Origin of the sequence: Thermobifida cellulosilytica TB100 (assembly GCF_001517975.1) — a bacterium.
Classification (GTDB): domain Bacteria; phylum Actinomycetota; class Actinomycetes; order Streptosporangiales; family Streptosporangiaceae; genus Thermobifida; species Thermobifida cellulosilytica.
Genome location: NZ_KQ950187.1, coordinates 25312 through 44044 on the forward strand (window position 1 = coordinate 25312; position 18733 = coordinate 44044).

The 18733-nt window shown below is 75.3% G+C and carries 14 protein-coding genes; 8 read left to right on the top strand and 6 right to left on the bottom strand.

What is annotated here, in order from left to right; genetic code table 11:
* The 5 genes from AC529_RS17630 to AC529_RS17650 form a co-directional block, all read left to right on the top strand.
* A partial coding sequence (locus AC529_RS17630) for a site-specific integrase (RefSeq protein ID WP_068758484.1) occupies positions 1-784 on the top strand: 784 nt, incomplete at its 5' end.
* Between the two features lie 1007 nt (positions 785-1791).
* Positions 1792-2385: a DUF4956 domain-containing protein gene (locus tag AC529_RS17635; protein WP_083948392.1), complete on the top strand. Its 594-nt coding sequence runs from the start codon at positions 1792-1794 to the stop codon at positions 2383-2385.
* Complete coding sequence (locus tag AC529_RS17640) at positions 2382-3137, top strand: polyphosphate polymerase domain-containing protein (protein ID WP_068758485.1); 756 nt, start codon at positions 2382-2384, stop codon at positions 3135-3137. Before AC529_RS17635 ends, AC529_RS17640 begins: the two co-directional genes overlap by 4 nt.
* 848 nt (positions 3138-3985) lie before the next feature.
* Complete coding sequence (locus tag AC529_RS17645; protein ID WP_232306806.1) at positions 3986-4888, top strand: RNA polymerase sigma factor SigF; 903 nt, start codon at positions 3986-3988, stop codon at positions 4886-4888.
* A gap of 123 nt (positions 4889-5011) precedes the next feature.
* Positions 5012-5893: an alpha/beta fold hydrolase gene (locus tag AC529_RS17650; RefSeq protein ID WP_068758570.1), complete on the top strand. Its 882-nt coding sequence runs from the start codon at positions 5012-5014 to the stop codon at positions 5891-5893.
* Between the two features lie 3 nt (positions 5894-5896).
* Here the strand turns inward: AC529_RS17650 and AC529_RS20625 are convergent, their stop codons facing one another.
* Positions 5897-6055 (bottom strand): hypothetical protein, encoded by a 159-nt coding sequence (locus tag AC529_RS20625; protein ID WP_198156474.1) that lies wholly within the window; start codon positions 6053-6055, stop codon positions 5897-5899.
* 47 nt (positions 6056-6102) lie between these two features.
* Positions 6103-6981 (bottom strand): sulfotransferase, encoded by an 879-nt coding sequence (locus AC529_RS17655; protein WP_068758486.1) that lies wholly within the window; start codon positions 6979-6981, stop codon positions 6103-6105.
* Positions 6982-7177: 196 nt separating this feature from the next.
* On the opposite strand from AC529_RS17655, the gene AC529_RS17660 reads away from it, so the two are divergent.
* Entirely contained in the window at positions 7178-7948 is a 771-nt protein-coding gene (locus AC529_RS17660; RefSeq protein WP_068758487.1) for an SIR2 family NAD-dependent protein deacylase, read from the top strand.
* 274 nt (positions 7949-8222) lie between these two features.
* Here AC529_RS17660 and AC529_RS17665 read toward each other — a convergent pair whose 3' ends face one another.
* Together AC529_RS17665 and AC529_RS17670 are read right to left on the bottom strand one after the other, a co-directional pair.
* Entirely contained in the window at positions 8223-11156 is a 2934-nt protein-coding gene (locus tag AC529_RS17665; RefSeq protein WP_232306807.1) for an NACHT N-terminal helical domain 7-containing protein, read from the bottom strand.
* Between the two features lie 157 nt (positions 11157-11313).
* Complete coding sequence (locus AC529_RS17670) at positions 11314-14658, bottom strand: NACHT domain-containing protein (RefSeq protein WP_068758489.1); 3345 nt, start codon at positions 14656-14658, stop codon at positions 11314-11316.
* A gap of 122 nt (positions 14659-14780) precedes the next feature.
* Here AC529_RS17670 and AC529_RS17675 point away from each other — a divergent pair, with 122 nt between their 5' ends.
* A complete protein-coding gene (locus AC529_RS17675) occupies positions 14781-15143 on the top strand; it encodes a VOC family protein (protein WP_068758490.1) in 363 nt (120 codons plus the stop codon).
* Between the two features lie 61 nt (positions 15144-15204).
* Here AC529_RS17675 and AC529_RS17680 read toward each other — a convergent pair whose 3' ends face one another.
* Complete coding sequence (locus tag AC529_RS17680) at positions 15205-15879, bottom strand: uracil-DNA glycosylase (RefSeq protein WP_068758491.1); 675 nt, start codon at positions 15877-15879, stop codon at positions 15205-15207.
* A gap of 46 nt (positions 15880-15925) precedes the next feature.
* Positions 15926-17536 (bottom strand): serine/threonine-protein kinase, encoded by a 1611-nt coding sequence (locus AC529_RS17685; RefSeq protein WP_157080259.1) that lies wholly within the window; start codon positions 17534-17536, stop codon positions 15926-15928.
* A gap of 180 nt (positions 17537-17716) precedes the next feature.
* Between AC529_RS17685 and AC529_RS17690 the strand changes: the two genes are divergently transcribed.
* Positions 17717-18733: serine/threonine-protein kinase (locus AC529_RS17690; RefSeq protein ID WP_157080270.1), on the top strand; the 1017-nt coding region annotated here is incomplete at its 3' end.

Below are 18733 nucleotides of genomic sequence, written 5' to 3' on the forward strand. Positions count from 1 at the left end.
CGCCGACCCCGCCGACCTCGCCGTCTACCTGGCCACCTCCCACATGACCGACCCGGCCACCGGCCGACCCGCGGTGTCGGCGGCCACCGTCGACCGGTGGAGCGCGGTCATCGCGGTCGTGCACACCGCGCACGGCCTGCCCAACCCCGCCGCCCACCCCGCGCTCACCGAACTGCTGCGCCTGGTCCGCAGCGCCCGCCCTGGCCGCAAGCTCATCTCCCGGCCGCTCACCGGCGCCGAGTACCGCCGCCTGCTCGCGGCCCTGCCCCCCGACACCTGGCCCGAGGCCGTCACGCGGCGCCGCGACCGCCTCGTCCTCACCCTCGCCCGGGGCACCGGGCTGGGCCCCGACCGGCTGCTCGACCTGTCCCTGGCCGCCGTCCGCCAGACCGACGCCCCCGCGCTGCGGGTCGACACCGAACCGGAGGCCCTGCTGCTCGCGCCCGCCGCCGCCCCCCTGGAGTGCCCGGTGTGCGCGTTCGTCCAGTGGCGCGAGATCCTCGACATCGCCGACCGCGGCGGCTACGCGCTGCTGGAGAAGGAGTACGCCGCCCTGCCCTCCCGCACCATCGGCGACGCCGCGCACACCTGCGCGGTGCTGACCGCGCCCGTACGCGACTGCGCCGCCCCGCTGGTGCGCCGCCTGCGGCGCGGCGGGGCCGTGGGCCAGGCCCGCCCCCGCCCGCGCGCCGTCAACAACCTGGTCCACGCCTACGCCGAGCGCGCCGGGGTGCCCCTGCGCGGCCTGTCGGCGTTCTCCCTGCGCACCGACACCGCGCCCTGAGCACCGCCGCTGCGGGCGCCCCCGTTCCCGGGGCGGCGCAGGCCCCGCCGGACGGGGACGGCGGGGCCTGCGCCGCGCCTACGCCGTACCGGGGCGCTGCCCGCCGTGGACCGGCCGTCCGCGGCCCCGCCCGGACCGGGGAGCGGCCCGGGGCATGCCCCCTCGTGCGGCGGCCGGTCGGGGCGGCCGGGGCCGAAGTGCACCGCCTGGTCGTAGGACCAGCGGAAGGAGCGGACCCGGCGGCGCTGCCGCGGCAGCCGGAGCAGCACGGCCAGGAGCAGCAGCGCCGACACGCCAGGAGCGAGCCGAGGAGCAGCGCCTCGGGGACGGAGCCGGGACGCACCGCCCGGTGCAGGAGGCTGTGGAACAGCGCGGCAAGGCAGCCGAACAGCACGGCGCCCGCCACGGCCAGATCCAGCAGAGCCGTCACGGGGCCGACCAGGGCGCGGGCGAGCCGGTCGGGGGCCGAGGGCGCCGGAGCGCGGCCGTCCCGGGCCGGTGCGGACCGGGACGCAGGGCCGGGGGAGGGGAGCGGAACCGCTCCGCGCGCTGTCGGCAGCCTCGGCCCGCGCCGCAGGCGCCGGGGCGCTCCCGCACGGCCCCGCCCCGCCGGTGTCCCGGCCCGGACGGGGCCCTTCCGCTCCCGGATTCGGTTCGGTGGTTTTGGGGGAATCAGCCGTACCGAGACGGCGGAACAGAGAGGACGAATCGGGCACCATCCGGATTCGGCGGGAGAAGTGCGCCCACAGAAAAAAAGTCGGACCGCTGCGTCCGCTTTTGGCCCCGCTGGTGCGACGGAGTCGGGCGAGCGCTGCCGGAAACCTGTTTCACCTGCGGAAACAGAGGGAATGCCGCTCCTCTTCCGGGGGCGCGCGACAGAACTGGAGAGATGGGAGGAGTGCGCTAAGACGTCCGGGTTTACCTACCTCTGTGGCGATACGGAACGTGACGAACTCCTCATTATCCGCTCATGGGCGGTGTCGTGGACATCACACAGTATTGAGCGCATGAACATCTGGTTTGCGCTCGCTGTCGACCTTGTGACCATCGCCGTTCTCGGCCGTTTCCTCTACTTCCGTCGGCATGGCCGCCGGGATCTGCTGTTCTCCTACGTGACGTTGAATGTCGGCGTGTTTGCGGCCATGGCGGTCATGATGACGGCCGGCGTGGAGCTCGCGGTGGGCTTCGGCCTGTTCGGGGTGCTGGCGATCATCCGGCTGCGCTCGGACTCGGTGACCCAGACGGAGGTGGCCTACTACTTCACCGCGATCGCCCTGGGGCTGGTGAACTCGGCGGCCCGGGAGATGCCCGTGGTGATGGCGGGCCTGGACCTGGTGCTGCTGGCCGTGGTGTTCGCCGCCGACCACCCCTGGGTGTCCTCGCGCACCCACCGGCAGACGGTCACCCTGGACGTGGTGCACCGCAACCCGGACATGCTCCGCGCCGACCTGGAGGGCCGACTGGGCGGCAGGGTCAGCTCGGTGACCGTGCTGGAGGTCGACTACGTCCGCGACCTCATGGTCGTCGACGTGCGGTTCCGCGAGGGCACCCGGCCCCAGGAGCGCAGCCTGGCCGACGCAGCCCTGGGGGTGGCGCGGTGACCGTGCAGACCGAGGCCGTGGCGGAGCTGCGGCCGCTGTCCCTGGCTGAGGTCAACTCCCTGGCGTCGCTGACCCTGCGCGCCTGCCGCAAGTACGTCGTCGGAGCCGAGATCCTGCCGGTGCTGCTGGAGCACATGGCGCACGACTTCGGGGTGCTGTGCGAGGGCGGCCGCACCGAGTTCCGCTACTCCTCCGCCTACCTGGACACCCCCGACCTGCTCACCTACCGGCAGCACCGCCAGCAGCGGCGGCGGCGCTACAAGATCCGCACCCGCAGCTACCTGGACTCCGACCTGACCATGCTCGAGGTCAAGCTCAGGGGCGCGCGGGGGATCACCGACAAGCGCCGCGTCCCCCACGACGGGGAGCCCGGCGAGCTGACCCCGGCCGCGACGGCGTTCCTGCACGAGGTCCTGGACGAGTACGGCGCCGCACCGCCGCAGCCGCTGCGGGTCTCGGCGGTCACCGACTACCGGCGCACCACGCTGGTGGCGCTCGCCGGGGACGAGCGGGTCACCTGCGACACCGGCCTGGTGTGCCGGCACGGCGAGCGCACGGCGGCGATGCGCGACGACCTGGTGCTGCTGGAGGTCAAGACCCGCACCGCGACGACCCGCACGGAGCGGCTGCTGCACCGCCACGGGGTGCGCCCCGTGAGCTTCAGCAAGTACGCGGCGGCGGTGGCCGTGACGGACCCGCGCATGGGCGGCAACCGGTGGAAGCGGGTGCTGCGCCGCTGCTTCGACGGCTGACCGGGACGCGCCGACCCGAACGGCGGCGCACGGAGGAGCGGAGCGGCCCCGGGCCGAAGCCCGCCCGCACCCCAGGACACCGCCCCGGGCGGCTCCGGCTCCTCCGCACCGCCGCCGTGCGCCGGACCCGCCGGCTCCCGCGCGCCCCCCGCAGCGCACAGGGCGCCGGACCAGGACAGGACACGGACTCCTCACACACCGCCCGCACCGGACGGGGGACGCGGCGCACCGGGCGCGACGGCCCGCCCGGTGCGCCGCGGCACAGGGACGGGAGGCGGCGAGCGGACGCCCCTCCTCCGGCGGCCGGAGGACGGGGGCGACGTCGGCACGGACACCCCGGCCCGGCGCCGAGCCGGGACGCGGACGGGCGCCGGACCGGTGGACGTCCCGCGGCGGCGCACCGGAGGCCCGCCACGGGGTGCGCCGCGCCCCTGCGGCTGCGGAGCGCGGGGCCCGCCGAGCCGCCCCCGCCCCCTGCGCCCGGCCCAGCGCGACCGGCCCTTGCGGGCCGCCCGCGCACGGACGGCGGCGCCGGGAGAAGAGAGCCCCGGGCCGAAGCCCGCCCGCACCCCGGCAGCGCCCCGGCGCCGCCGCACCGCCCCCGCGGGCGGGCAGGACACGGGACCGGACAGGGATGTGGCGCTCCTCACCTGCCGCGCCCGCCGGGCCCGGCGCGCGGGCCCGCGCAGGCGGGGCCTGCCGCCCCTCGCCCCCGAAGGCCGGGCTCCCGGGCGCTCCGGGCTTCTTCGCGTGACGTGTTTGTGACCTAACCCAGGGGGCATGGCGAGGGACAGGTCCGGATAGGGCGGCATTGTCCGATCCGTCGATTCCGCCCCGACCGTGGGGGAGTGTCACAGTTCGACCTGTGGCGTGCGGCCGGGGCGGTCCAGCCGAAGCACGCCCGCGACGAGGAGGTCGACATGACCACCGACAGCACGACGGCACGCCGCCGCAGCCAGAACCAGCGCCGCGGAGGGCCGACCCGGCCCCCCGCGCACTCCCGCGCCACCGGGCAGGCGGAACGGCTGCTGGCCGCGCTGGCGGCCCACCAGGGCGACGGGGAGGCCTGCGCGCGCATCCGCGACGAGCTGGTACGGTTGTACACGCCGCTGGTCCGCCGCGAGGCACGCCGCTACCGCAACCGGGGCGAGCCCATGGACGACCTCTACCAGGTCGGCATGCTCGGCCTGATGAAGGCCATCAAGGGCTTCGACCCCTCGTTCGGCAAACCGTTCGTCGCCTACCTGCTGCCGATGGTCACCGGGGAGCTCAAACGGCACTTCCGCGACACCACCTGGGCGGTCCGGGTCCCGCGCGTCCACCAGGAGCGGCGCAGCGAGCTCAACCGGGTGATCGCCGAGTTCACCCAGAAGCACGGACGCACCCCCACCACCCGGGAGATCGCCCAGGCGCTGGAGCTGGACCTGGAGGCCGCCATCGAGCTGATCGACGCCTCCTCCGCCTACAGCGCGCTCTCCCTGGACATGCCCTTCGGCGAGGCCGACGACGAGTCCGCGCTCGGCGACACCCTGGGGCAGGCCGACGTGGACCTGGAGAACGTGGTCGACCGCACCTCGCTCAAGGACGCCCTCGACCGCCTGCCCGAGCGGGAGCGCCGCGTCATCCTGCTGCGGTTCTTCGGCAACAAGACCCAGAGCGAGATCGCGGCCGACGTGGGCCTGTCCCAGATGCACGTCTCCCGCCTGCTCGCCCAGACCCTGCGCCAGCTCCGCCGCGAACTGCTCTCCTGACGCCGGGGCCGGGCCGCGCCGCCGCGGCGCCGACGGATATCGTGTCCCCCGAACACCGTTCGGAACCTCCGGGGCGGAGGGCCGGACGGCGACGAGCGGGGACGGACTGTCGCGGGGGTGGCGGTGTCAGGGCTTCCACAGCCGGTGGCCGAGGCGATCACACAGCAGCCCACCAGGGGGCGCACCCGGGTGGCGGGCTGCGACATCTCCTGGCTGTCGTGGGGAGAGCCCGGCAGGCAGCCGCTGGTCCTCGTGCACGGCGGCGCCGCCCACGCGTGGTGGTGGAGCTTCACCGCGCCGCTGCTCGCCGACACCCACCACGTGGTCGCCCTCGACCTGTCCGGCCACGGCGACAGCGGCAGGCGCGGGGAGTACCGCTTCGGCCTGTGGGCCGACGAGGTGCTGGCCGTGGCGCACGCCCTGCCCGCCGACGCGCCGCCGCTCCTCGTCGGGCACTCCATGGGCGGCATGGTCGCCATGTTCGCCGCCCAGCGGCCCGACCCCGGCCTCGCCGCGGTGGTCGCGGTCGACGCCCCGCTGCGCAGGGCCTCCGACAGGGCCCGCCGCACCTACGCCCGGCACCGGCGCTACCCCAGCCGGGAGGAGGCCGCCGCGCGGTTCCGGCCGCTGCCGGAGCAGCCCGCGGCCCACCCGGTGCTGCTGCGGCACGTCGCCGAGCACAGCGTCACCCGCGCCGACGACGGGTGGACCTTCAAGTTCGACCCGCAGATCTTCGCCGGCGGCCAGGACGACCGCCCCGAGGACCTCGGCGCGGGCATGGACCGGATGCGCTGCCCGTTCGCGGCCGTCGTCGCCGAGCACGGGGTCGTCCCCCCGCCGGACCGGCAGCGCACGGCCGAGTTCACCAGGGGCGGCCCGCACCGGCCCCCCGCCTGCTACATCGAGATCCCCGGCGGCCACCACCACCTGATGTTCGACCGCCCCCTCGACCTGGTCGCCGCGATCAGGCAGGCGGTCGCGGCCGTCGCCCCCGCCGCGCGCTAGGCGTCAGCGGAGCTCGCGGCGGCGCCGGGCGCGCGCGAACACGTCCGGGGCGCCGTGCCGGGCGACGCGGACGGTGAAGACGACGCCCGCGGCGAAGATGGCGGCCGGCACCGCCATGATCACGGCCAGTGCGACGAGTTCCGGAATTCCCAGTGCTCCCATACACCCATCCTAGGAGCGGCCCCGCCCGCCCACGGCCCGCCCCCGCCTCACAGGTAGCCGAGCCGGGTCAGCTCCGGGCGGGCCGCGTTGAGCACGTCGGCGCGCTGCTGGGAGTCCAGCCGGGTCCGCCACGACCCGATCCCGTCGTCCCCGGTGTTCACCAGTTCCACCGCCGACACGCGCGCGCCCACGAACTCCGACAGCCGCTTGGCGGTCGGGATCTCCGCCCCGGCGATCTCCTCGTAGCGCACCGTGATCAACTGGTCCTCCGACAGCTCGGCGCGCAGCCGCGCCGACAGCCGCACCGCGCTGCGCCAGCGCAGCGCGCACTTGCCCGCCGGGGACAGCTCCGGGTAGCGCTCCCGCTCCTCCTCCGTCTCCACCCCGAAGAACGGGTGGGGGAACTCCTCGTCCAGGTTGGCCGCGCCCGGCTTGAACCAGGCGAGCTGCTGCTCGTCGTCGAGCATGTCCGCCACCACGTCCCGCCCGTCCCGGATGATCTGGATGAACGCGGCGTCGCTGAAGGCCCGCGCCAGCGCGGTGGCGCTGTAGAGCAGGTCCGGGCCCGCGTCCCCGTAGCGCTGGGCCTCGGCCGCGTGCCGGCACGGCTCCACCGCCTCGCGCAGCGGCACCGACAGCCCGCGGCAGCGCGCACAGGTGGCCGGGGTCAGCACCCACGACTCGGCCAGGGCGTCGCGCAGCAGCACCGCCGTGCCCGACTCCCTGGTGTGCACCATCGACGGCTGGCGGGCCACGGCCCGCACCGCGTCGAGCACGCTGGGGTGGCCGCCGCCGATGTGGAACCCGGGGACGCGGCGCAGCGCGCGGGCGATGAGGTCGACCCCCGAGTGGGGCGCGCCCAGCACGAAGACGGGACGGCGGACCTTCGTCCCGTTGACCACGAGGATGTGCGGCGGCTGTTTCATGGGTGGTCTGATTTTGTCATGTTTGGGGGGGCTTATCCGAAGGTCGGGGCACCCCGGAGCGTCACGAGACGGGGACGAAGCAGTCACGGACGCCGTTAGGGTGGAGGCGGCACCCGCGCCAGCCGACCGCCCCCGCAGCCCGGCGGGCGGCGGGACCCCCGACCGCGCTGGCCCACTCGAGGAGGAGAGGGAGGCCGTGGCCGCCACCGCGAACATCTCCGACGTCGCAGCCTGGCTCGCCGAGTGCGAGCAGGCGACGGTACTCACCGGAGCGGGGATCTCCACCGCCTCCGGCATCCCCGACTTCCGCGGGCCGCAGGGCCTGTGGACGCGCAACCCGGCGGCCGCCGCCATGTTCGACATCGACATCTACCGCGCCGACGCCGACGTGCGGCGCCAGGTGTGGCAGATGCGCCGCGCCAGCCCGGCCCTCACCGCCGAGCCCAACGACGCCCACCGGGCGCTGGTCGACCTGGACCGCGCCGGGCGGCTGCGCGCCGTCGTCACCCAGAACATCGACGGCCTGCACCAGAAGGCCGGAATGGACCCCGCGCACGTCCTCGAGGTGCACGGCACCATCCACGAGGTGGAGTGCCTGTCCTGCGGGCGGCGCACCCCCACCCCCGAGGTGCTGGCCCGCCTGGAGGAGGAGTCCGACCCGCACTGCCTGGCCTGCGGCGGCATCCAGAAGGCCGCCACGGTCTCCTTCGGCCAGCGGCTCGACCCCGGGGTGCTGGACGCCGCCGTCGCCGCGGCCGAGGAGTGCGACCTGTTCCTCGCGGTCGGCACCTCCCTGACCGTGCACCCCGTGGCCGGCCTGTGCGACACGGCCGTGCTGCACGGCGCGCGCCTGGTGATCGTCAACGCCGAGCCCACGCCCTACGACGAGGCGGCCGCCGCGGTCCTGCGCGGCCCCGCCGAGACCGTCCTGCCGGAACTGGCCAAGCGGGCGCTGCGGACCGGCTGAACAGCGCGGCGGCCCCGGACCACCGGATCGGGGCCGCCGCGTCCACGCTCACAGGTCGACGTCGAAGAGGATCTCCAGCGTCTCCTCGATGATCTCCTCGGTGTCGCCCTCCTCGATGGCCTCGGCCAGTTCGAACACGTCCTCGGGGTCCATGGCGTCCTCGCTTCCGAAAAGTCCGGGAAGTACCGGATCAAGGGATAGCAGCCGGGAATCCGGCGCCGCCATCCCCAGGAATGACTAGTTTCCCTGTCCGCCCGGCCCTGCGCGGCGCCGGTCACCCGCGTCCGGCGAGCACGTCGCGGATCGCCGTCACGTGGTCGTTGTGCTCCTCGGCCAGCCGCCGCACCGAGGGCCGCGCGCTCCGGGCCACCCTGATGGGCCGCACGTGCCGCGCGGTCAGCGGCACCAGCCGCGCCCCCAGCCGGTGCGTGTGCCCGCGCAACTGCCGCAGCAGGAACACGGTGAAGCGCAGCCGCTCGTCCGAGTCCAGCCCGTCGGCCAGGGCGAACGCCCGCTCGTAGTAGGCCACCAGCTCCTCGTCGGGGACCTGCGCGGCGCCGAACGCCAGCGCCAGCAGCGCGTGCGCGTCGGAGACGCCGCCGCCCCCGCGGGCCGTCACGTCCCCGCCGAACAGCCGGATCAGCGGCGACAGCGCGTGCAGCAACTGCTGCGTGCCGCTGTCGGCCAGCAGCGCCGCGTCCCGCGCCACCTCGCCCAGGTCGGTCTGCGCCCCCGGGTCGTCCTCGACGGGCGTGCCGTCGTAGGGGTGCACCGCCAGGCCGCCGCGGCCGTCGTCGCGGACCCGCAGCATGTCCCGCAGCCCCGCCCACTGCTCCGGCGGCAACTGCGACCGCCACAGGTGCGCCAGCGACCGCCACCGCGCCACCGCGTCCTGGCCGAACAGCTCCCGCAGCGGCACCGCGCCGCCGTGCACCGCCACCAGCACCAGCATCAGGTTGGCCGTGTAGACGGCGTCGCGGGGCGCCGCGCCCAGGTCCACCGGACGGTAGCCGCCGTAGTGCGCCTCCCGCCGGTGCCGCCCCGCCTCCCGCAGCAGGTCGGCCAGGACCAGCCGCAGCTCGTCGCGGACGTGCGGGGCCAGCAGCCGCAGCCGCTCGGCGAGGAACCGCGGCACCTCCCCGGAGGCTGACAGCGGGGTGAACGACAGCAGCGCGTACAGGAACGAGTCGTCCAGCGGCGCCGGGCGGATCGACCGCAGCTCCCGGATGCGCGCCTCGGCGAGCTCGGCGAGCTCCTCGGCGACGAGCCGGGCCACCAGGTAGTCGCCGAGCACCGGGTCGGTGAACGCCAGGCCGGGCGGCGCGCCCTCCAGCGCGTCGGTGGTGTGCACGCACGGCAGCCGCAGCGGGTCCAGCGGCCGGGCGTAGTGCGGCGGCCAGCGCACCAGCTCGTCGCGGTCGGCCGCGACCGTCGCGGCGTCCACCACCCGCCCGCCGCGGTGGAACAGCGACAGCGCCAGCAGGGACGCGGTGAGCAGCGCCTGCTCGATCCGCCCCGAGCGGACCGCCGGGTCGCTCTCGGCCTCGGGCGGCCGCCCCGTGCTCGCCGGGTCGGCCCGGTCCGCGGCGTCGGTGAGCATCCGCAGCCACCGCTCGTAGAGCACGGTCTCGCGCAGCGGCGCGTTCAGGCGGCGCAGCGCGTTGCCCACCCCGTCGTAGACCGCCAGCATGAGCAGCGGCAGCGGCCGCCGCGCCAGCGGGAAGTGCGCCTCCAGCGTCTCCCAGTCCAGCGGGGCCACCCCGTGGTGGTGGAAGTAGCTGGCGTTGACCCGGTTCCAGATGGACAGCCACGCCGCGATCTGGGCGTTGGTGAAGTCCTCCAGGTGCACCGCCACGCTGCCCAGCGGGAAGCGCAGCCGGGCGGCGGTGGAGTCGCGGCAGGTCAGCACGACCGCCACCGGGTCCGGGCCGGCCGCGCGCTCCTGCTGGAAGCGCTCCAGCCCGGCCAGCAGGTCGCTGCGCGAGGTCGCGCAGTGGGTGGCCAGCTCCTCCAGCCCGTCCAGCACCAGCACCGGCAGCGCGTCGCAGTTGCCGCCGCCGGAGGCGGCCAGCGCGTGGTCGAACCGGTCGGCCAGCGCCTGGTCGGCGGCCTCGGCGGGCAGGTTGCGGCCGCTGACCCGCACCACCGTGAAGTCGCTCTCCGGCAGCCGGGCGGCCAGCACCGACGCCAGCGCCGACTTGCCCGACCCGGCCGGGCCCAGCACGATCAGCGGGTGGGTCAGGGCGCGCGGCGAGGTGAGGTGGCCCAGCAGGAACTCGGCCAGGTCGTCGCGGACCTCGGTGTGCTCCTGCCACCACCCGGGGTCGTGCGGCCGGGTCTGCGCGGCGATCTCGGTCACCCGGAAACACGGGTTGACGTAGGAGATGGACAGCGGGGGCACGTGCGTGCCGCCGGTCTGCACGTTCGACGGCAGGGCCAGCCGCTCCTGGTGGGCGCGGGCCAGCGCGCCGCGCACCGCGCTGGGCACCCGCCCGGTGCTGATCGACTGCAACCGGTGCTGCAACCGGGACAGCCCCATCGGGGTCTCGGTCCCCGCGGAGCGAGGGCGCACCGTCGACAGCGCCGCCCACGCCCCGAACTCGGGGAAGCTCGCGGCGAGCTTGTCGCGCAGCTCCTCGTAGCGGCGCACGCAGCGGTCGGCCAGCGAGGAGCCCAGCCGGTCGGTGATGGCCTCGCGCTGCGACTCGTCCAGCTCCTCCCACAGCGGCATGCCGCGCAGCACCGACGGCAACTGCTTGCAGCGGCGCAGGTAGAAGCGGCGCACCCGGGTGCGCCCGTCGGAGGCGCTGCGCTGCGGGCGGGGCAGCGGCGGCGCGGACGACACCAGCAGCGCCACGAACTCGCCGAGCCGCTTGCGGTCGGCCACCCCCGATGCGGCGTCGTCCAGCCCGTTGTCCAGCCGGAACGGCAGCTCGGTGTCGTCCAGCGACTCGAAGAACGCGGTGACCACGACGACGCTGTGCGCGGCGGCGATGTAGCGGGTGCGCTCCACCCGGCTGAGCAGGTGGGACTCCCGGTCCAGCTTGTTGAGGGCCTGGTGGGCGAACCCCACCAGGTCGGTGCGGGCGGCCAGCAGGTCGGTGGCCTCGTCCGCGACCAGCCGGTCGATCAGCTCGAGCACGCCCGGGTCGTCGGCACCGAGCAGCCGGATCGCGTCGCAGTACCGGACGGGTTCGCGCAATGCCACCACCGAAGTTCGCCAGAGCCGTGGCGCCGCAGGGGAGAACGGCACCAGGGGCAGGCTATCGAGTCTCAGACAACCATCATGACGTCGTCCGACACCGACCAGTGGTTTTTTCGGATTTTTCGTGATAACGGAACGGGTACGAGACGGTGAACAGCGGTCACCCGGTCCTGTCGGTGAACCCGCGCTGCGGGTCTTCGGGCAGGTGGCGGCGGGGAGCGGGGGGAGAGGCGGAGCCGCCGGGGGCGTCGTTGGCGGCGGCCAGGGCCGTGATCCGGTCGCAGGTTCGGTCGAAGTCTTCGGAACCCCCGAAATGGGGCCGCAGCATGTCCAGTACCGGCCGGACCGACCAGGAGGTCAGCCGGGGGTCGGCGGCCACGGAGCCGACCGACCTCAGGTAGTCCCGGACCTCCGTGCGCAGCACCGCGGAGAGGACGTGGGCGTCGGGGTCCGACCGCGCCCCCAGCACGGCGAGCTCCTCTGCGGCCTGGCGCAGCACCGTCAGCTCCAGGCGGCCCAGCACGGACCCCCGCAGCAGCCTCCAGTAGCGGACGAGCCGGTCCGTCGGGTCCTCCGCCGCCCAGGGCAGCCCCAGCCGCAGCTCCAGGACGTCGCCGATGTCGGTCCAGGACAGCAGCACCCCCGGCGCCCGGGGGTCCCCCGCCCGAGCGGCGTCCGGCCCGGCGGTCCACGCCCGGGAGCGGGCCTGCTCGGACAGCAGCATCCGGGAGTCGAACTGCTCGGAGAGCAGCGCCTGGTAGGCGAGGCGCCCGGACAGCCACGTCCCCAGGTCCTCGTCCACGTGCCGCAGGTACGGCCCCAGCATGATCACCAGCCGCGCCGACCACCCCTGCATCCGCAGGCCCAGCGAGCGCAGCAGCCGCGAGGTGGTGCTCTCGTAGTCCACGGTGAGGGTGTAGGGGTTGGTGACGCCCAGCTTCCCCGCGGCGTTGACGCGCAGCTCGAACCCCACGCACTCGCCGACGTTGACCGGCTCGCGCCGCTCCCGGGACAGCAGCGCGCGCGGCGTGCCGTCCTCCTCCCAGTGGCCCAGGTGGCGCAGCCGCACCGTGTCCATGAGGCCGAACCACTCGTCGCCGGGCAGCGCCCGCCACGTCCCGGCCACCTCGCGCCAGGGCAGCCACGGCTGCCCGGAGTCCGGGAACAGCTCGGCCAGGTCGACCTCGTCGGCCACCAGCACCAGCAGGGTGACCAGGTTGGCGGTGTGCGCGGCCAGGCGGCGCGCCACGGTCGCCTCGTAGGGCCGGTAGTCCACGGCCGTCCCGGTGCGCGGGTAGGGCGCGGCGCGGAACATCTCCACCAGCAGCGACCGGTACTCCGCCCGGTCGTGCCCGCCGCGGGTGCGCGCGGCCAGCAGCTCGGCGGCGAACTCCACCGCGGCCGAGCGTCCGGCGAGCGCGGCGAACGAGGTCAGCGCGTAGAACCGGCCGGTGTCCACGGGCCGCGGCGTGCGCATGCGCGCCGCCAGGGAGCGCGCGGCGACCAGGTCGTCGAGCTCGCCCACGACCGTGCGCGCCACCAGGTACTCGCCGAAGGTGGCGTGCAGGAACTCGTAGACGCTGCGGGGGCCCTCCTGCTGCACGGCGCGCGACTCGTGCACGAAGAAGAACCGGCCCAGCACCTGGTGGGCGGCGCTGATCCGGCCGCCCAGCCCGGCCTGGCCCGCGTGCACCCCCGCGTCGGGGAACAGCACCGCCAGGTCGGCCTCCAACTGCTCGGAGCCGACCCACTGCTGGTGGCGCGCGAACATGGCCACGGCCACCACCTCCAGGCGGCGCAGCTCCTCCTGCACGGCCCGCGCCAGCTCCGCCCCGCCCAGGTGGGGGCGGTGCTTGCGCACCTCGCGCTCGGCGAACGCGGTCAGCAGCCGCTCGTACAGCTCGGCGCGGCCCAGCTCGGAGGAGTCCTGTTGCAGCCGGTTGCCGTCGGCGTCGAACACCAGCAGCATGAACAGCAGCAGCGGCTGCTCGGCCAGCTCCCGGTGGCGCAGCAGCGTCCGCGCGGGCAGCGGGCGCAGCCCGCGCGCGGCCAGCGCGGCGGCGTTGGCCGCGTTCCAGACCTGGAGCATGCGGGTGATCTGGGCCTCGGTGAACGGCTCCAGCCGGACCACCGGCGTGCCGACCGGGAAGCGGGTGCGCGCGGCGACCACGGTGCGGCTGGTCACGACCACCGCCACCGGGCGGCCCAGGTCGGCCTGCCGCTCCTGGAACTGCTGCACCTGCTCCAGGTAGTCGGACCGGTTCACCCCGGTGGCCTGGAGCAGCTCGTCGAGGCCGTCGAGGATCACCACGGGCAGCGCGCCCCGCGCCGCGTCGGCCAGGTCCCGCCAGGACACCCGGGTGTGGAGGGTGGCGGAGAGCGCCTCGTCGAGCTGCACGTGGATCGGGGCGTCGGCGGGCACCGACCGCAGCTCCACGCGCAGCGGCAGGAAGTCGCCGGCGGGCAGCCGCGCGGCGAGCATCCGGGTCAGTTGCGACTTGCCCGAGCCGGGGTGGCCCAGCAGCACGATCGGCCGGAAGAGGCACTCGCGCCGGGTCAGCAGCGACACCAGCAGCGGTTGCAGGTCGTCGTGGCGCACGGCGCCCTCCCACCAGGAGTCGGCGGAGGGGTTGGCGTCGGCGCCGGCGAACCGCAGCAGGCCGCCCAGGTCCAGGTAGGCGTCGCGCACCGGCGGCAGCACCACGCCGTCGGGCGCCTCGGTGGTGTCGAGCACCGGCCGGTCCAGCACCCCCTGGTAGAGCCGCTCCAGTTCGGTGAGCCGCCGCCCGGGGCCCGGCGCGGCCATCCGCTCCAGCAGTCCGGCCATCTCTGCCAGGCCGACCCGCACCTCCTCGACCTGCCTGCGGGTCTGCTCGTGGGCGGCCAGGTCCGCCCACACCCCGAACTCCGGGACGTCGGCGGCGAGTCTGCGGTACGACTCGGCGTGGCGGCGGCGGGCCAGCTCGGGCAGCTCTTCCGCCAGCGTCCCGGCGAGGCGGGAGCGGGCGGTGTCGTCGAGGCGCTCCCAGGCGTCCAGGCCCTGGAGGAAGCGGAGCAGCACGGCGGCGGCGTGCCGGAAGGGCGGCGCGGACCCGGTGCCGCCGAGGTGCGGCGGGGCCGGGTCCCGTCCGGCCTCGCGCAGCACCTCGCCGAAGAGCGCGTACTGCTCGTCGCCCCGGATGCGCAGGTCCCGCAGCCCCAGGGGGGTGCCGGGCCGGTCCAGCAGCTCGCCCAGGGCCTCGAACAGCGCGGTGATCCGCAGGACCAGGTCGGCGGCGGCGACCCGCTCGGTGCGGTCCCAGCGGCTGGTCCCGGTGACCTTCTCGCGGATGCCGGTGAGGGCGGCCTGCCCGCAGCGGACGATCTGCCTGTGCAGCCCCAGCACGTCGGGGACGCCCAGCGCGCCGAGGGCCCCGCCGACCGCGGCCTCGCCGAACTCCGCCAGGGCGGGGTCGTCCCCGCCGAGGAGGCGCAGGGCGTCGGCGTAGGAGAGGGCTCGCTTCATCGCGGGGGCGGCCTTCCGGGTGCGGGGAGTACCGGACTCCATTGTGACGGGAACGTAACGGTTGCCCAAAATCGTCGGCGGGCAGGAGCCAGGAGGCCGCGTCGTCCGCCAGGAGGAGAGGAATGCGATCGATCATCCGCACGGTCACCTTCGACTGTGCCGACCCCTACGCGCTGGCCGAGTTCTGGGCCCGGGCCGTCGGAGGGTCCCCCGAGGCCGGGAGCAGGCCCGGCGACCCGGAGGTCTACGTGGACACCCCCGACGGCCAGCCCCGGCTGTTCTTCCAGCGGGTGCCGGAGAACAAGCTCGCCAAGAACCGGGTCCACCTGGACCTGGGGCCGCGGGGAGGCGGCCGCGACGAGGAGGTGGCCCGGCTGGTCAGGCTGGGCGCGACCTTCGTGGCCGACTTCCGCAGGGACGACGGCTCGGGGTTCGTGGTGCTGGCCGACCCCGAGGGCAACGAGTTCTGCGTAGAGGCCGCCTGATCCCGCGGCCCGCGCCGGGAGCCCTCCGCCGCAGGGCTCCCGGCCGCACGGCCCCGCGGGGTCAGGGCAGGCGCCAGTCCATCGGCTCGGCGCCCTGCTTCTCCAGCAGCGCGTTGGCGCGGCTGAACGGGCGGGAGCCGAAGAAGCCGTTGTGCGCCGACATCGGGCTGGGGTGGGCGGACTCCACGCACGGCACGTTCGGCATGAGGGGCCGCAGGGTGCGGGCGTCGCGGCCCCACAGGATCGCGACCAGGGGCTTGTCGCGGGCGGCCAGCGCGCGGATCGCCTGGTCGGTGACCTCCTCCCAGCCCTTGCCGCGGTGCGACCCGGCGCGGCGCGGCGCGACGGTCAGCACCCTGTTGAGCAGCAGCACCCCCCGCTCGGCCCACGGGGTGAGGTCGCCGCTGGACGGCATCGGGTAGCCCAGGTCCTGGGTGTACTCGGTGAAGATGTTGCGCAGGCTGCCCGGCAGGCGGCGCGTCTCGGGGGACACCGAGAAGCTCAGCCCCACCGCGTGCCCCGGGGTGGGGTAGGGGTCCTGGCCCACCAGCAGCACCCGCACGTCCTCGAAGGGCTGCTGGAAGGCGCGCAGCACGTTCTCCCCGGCGGGCAGGTAGGTGCGGCCCTCGGCCACCTCCTGGCGCAGGAAGTCGCCCATCTGCGCGATGCGGTCGGCCACCGGCTCCAGCGCCCGCGCCCAGCCGCTCTCCATGATCTCGTGCAACGGTCTCGACATGGAGGGAACCCTAGCGGGGCCCGGCGACAGCCGGGCCGTGCGCGGCTCAGCGGCCCGGCCGCAGCCAGCGGGCCAGCCGCCGGCGGGTCCGCTCCGTCGCCGGGTGGTCCGGCCCGTAGCGGCGCACGTGGTCGTCGAGCAGCTCCCGGTACAGCCGCACCGCGCCGGCCGGGTCGCCCGCCATGCCGGTGTAGGCGGCCAGGTAGTGGCGGGCGTTGAGGGTGGGGGAGGCGTTTGGGCCCAGCACCCGCGCCATGTCGGCCACCAGGGGGCGCAGCAGCGCCGCCGCCCGCGCGTACTCGCCCGACTCGCCGACGTCGACGGCGAGGAACAGCCGGTTGTCGAGCACCCGCGTGGAGTCCGGCCCGTGGGCGGCGACCAGGTCCTCCAGCAGCTCCCGGCGCAGGGCCGCGGCCTCGGCGCGCCGCCCGGCCCGGCCGGTGTTGACCGCCAGGTAGTGGCGGGCGGTCTGCGTCTCCGGGTGGCCGCGCCCGTAGCGGCGGTCCAGGTCGGCCACGAGCTCCGCCAGCAGCGCGGCGGCCCGCTCGGGGTCCCCGGACTTGCCGGTGAGGTAGGCGTGGCGGCGGCGGGCCCGCAGCGTCTCGGGGTGGTCGGCGCCGTACACCCGGGCCATCTCGTCCAGCAGCCCGCCCAGCAGCCGCGCCGCCTCGGCGGACCCGCCGCCCTCGGCGAGGCGCTCGGCCTCCTCCAGCGACCGCTCCAGGCTGCGCCGCCGCTCCGGGCTGACCGCCGGGGCCGGGGGAGCGGTGGACGGCAGGGCGTCCTCGGTCGGCGCGGACCGGACGCCGGGGGCCGGCACCAGGCCCAGCAGCCGGTCGCGCACCCACAGGGCGCTCTCCGGACGCCTGGCGGGGTCCTTGGCCAGCAGCGCGGCCACCAGCTCCGACAGGGCCGCGGGCACGTCCGGGCGCAGCTCGGCGGGGTCGGGCGGGGCCTCCGTCAGGTGCATGCGCAGCACCGGCATCGGGTCGGGCGCCTGGAACGGCGGCCGGCCGGTCAGCATCTGGAACAGCACCGCGCCGAAGGAGTACAGGTCGCTGGCCGCCCCCACGGGCAGCATCTGGATCTGCTCGGGCGACATGTACAGCGGGGTGCCGAACAGCTCGCCGGTGCGGGTCAGCCGGCGGCTCTGCAACGCGGCCTCGTGGAACCCCGCGATCCCGAAGTCCAGCACCTTCACCGTGCCCCCGTCGGGCGCGGTGTGGTCCACGACCATGAGGTTGCCGGGCTTGACGTCGCGGTGCACCACCCCCGCCGCGTGCGCGGCGGCCAGCCCTGCGCACACCTGGGCGCCCCAGTGCACGGCCAGCGCCACCGGCAGCCGTCCCCGCTCCCGCAGCAGCACGTTGAGGGGGCGGCCCGAGACCAGTTCCATGACCGCGTAGACAGTCCCGCCGTCGGTGCCGTAGTCGTAGAGGATGACGATGTTGGGGTGCCCGGCCAGGCGCGCGGTCACCCGGGCCTCCCGGCGGAACCGCGCGACCGTTCCTTCGTCCGAGATTGCTTCGGGATGGATGAGTTTGACCGCCACGGGACGGTCCAGCCGCTCGTCGTGTCCGCGCCAGACCTCGCCCATGCCCCCGGCGCCCAGTCGCTCGACCAGTCGGTAGCGGCCGTCCAGTACCTGCTCTGCCACGTCAGTCCTCCAGAAAGGAACCTCCGGCACGCCAACCTATCCGGCGGCCCGCCCCCGCCCGGCCCGGCGGCGCCGCGGTCCCGGGCCGAGGACGCCCCCGCCGTGACCGTGATGGGATATGTTTCTCCCGCGCTTTCCACCGTCCTGCCGATTCCCCCGAGCGGAAAGTGAAGCAGACCAGTGAGTTCTACGTTGTACGTCGGCCCGGACAACCAACCGGACAAGTACCGCCTGGTGCGGTCGGTGGGACGGGGCGGTGAGGCCACCCTCTACCTCGCCGAGGTGACCCTGGCCGGCCAGACCGAACCGGTCGTCGTCAAGGTCCTCAACTCGGACGTGGCCGCCTCCCCCGAGGAGTTCGCCGAGCTCAGCAGGCGCTGGAGCGAACAGGCCGAGCTGCTGCGGTTCATCACCCGGATGGGCGTGGTGGGCGTGCGCGAGCACTTCGAGGGCGCCCCCGAGCACCGCGGCGGCGCGGCCCAGGAGACCCCCGGCCGCGCGCTGTACCTGGTGATGAACCACGTCGACGGCGTGGACCTGCGCGACTGGCGGGCCGAGCACGCCGCGGACGGGCCCCGGGGGCAGCGGGTGGCGCTGGGCTACCTGGAGCAGGTCGCCGAGGTCCTCGACGTCCTGCACTCCGGACGGGCCACCCCCTCCAGGCGCCCGGTGGTGCACGGCGACCTGTCGCCCGGCAACATCATGGTCGACGAGGACGGGCAGGCCGTCCTCGTCGACTTCGGCCTGAGCCGGATCGCCGCACGCCACCTCACCTCCCGCCCGTGGTTCACCCCCGGCTACGCCGCCCCGGAGATCTTCAACGGCGAGTACTCCCCGGCCGGCGACCGCTACGCCTTCGGCGCCGTCGCCTACTTCGTGCTGTCCGGCCAGGAGCCGCCGCCCTCCCCCGAGCAGCTGCGCGACGCCTTCCTCGGCCTGCCGGTCATGGCCGCGGCAGGCCCCGACCAGCGGGAGCGGGTCGCCGCGATGTTCGCCGCCGACCCGGACGCCCGCCCCACGGCCCTCGACTGGATCAGGACGGTCCGCTCGGTGAGCACCTCGGTGCCGTGGAGCGCCCCGGTCACCGAGCCGGGACTGGCCTCCTTCGGCCCGGCCGCGCCGGTGCCGGGCCCCGGCGGCGGCGCCGTGCCGCCCCCCTCCGGGCCCCGCGTGAGCGGCCCGCCGCCGCAGAGCGGC

Coding starts and splice junctions, on each gene's coding strand:
- AC529_RS17635 (WP_083948392.1), top strand. CDS start 1,792: ATGAACATCTGGTTTGCGCTCGCTGTCGACCTTGTGACCATCGCCGTT.
- AC529_RS20625 (WP_198156474.1), bottom strand. CDS start 6,055: ATGGGAGCACTGGGAATTCCGGAACTCGTCGCACTGGCCGTGATCATG.
- AC529_RS17655 (WP_068758486.1), bottom strand. CDS start 6,981: ATGAAACAGCCGCCGCACATCCTCGTGGTCAACGGGACGAAGGTCCGC.
- AC529_RS17670 (WP_068758489.1), bottom strand. CDS start 14,658: ATGAAGCGAGCCCTCTCCTACGCCGACGCCCTGCGCCTCCTCGGCGGG.
- AC529_RS17675 (WP_068758490.1), top strand. CDS start 14,781: ATGCGATCGATCATCCGCACGGTCACCTTCGACTGTGCCGACCCCTAC.
- AC529_RS17680 (WP_068758491.1), bottom strand. CDS start 15,879: ATGTCGAGACCGTTGCACGAGATCATGGAGAGCGGCTGGGCGCGGGCG.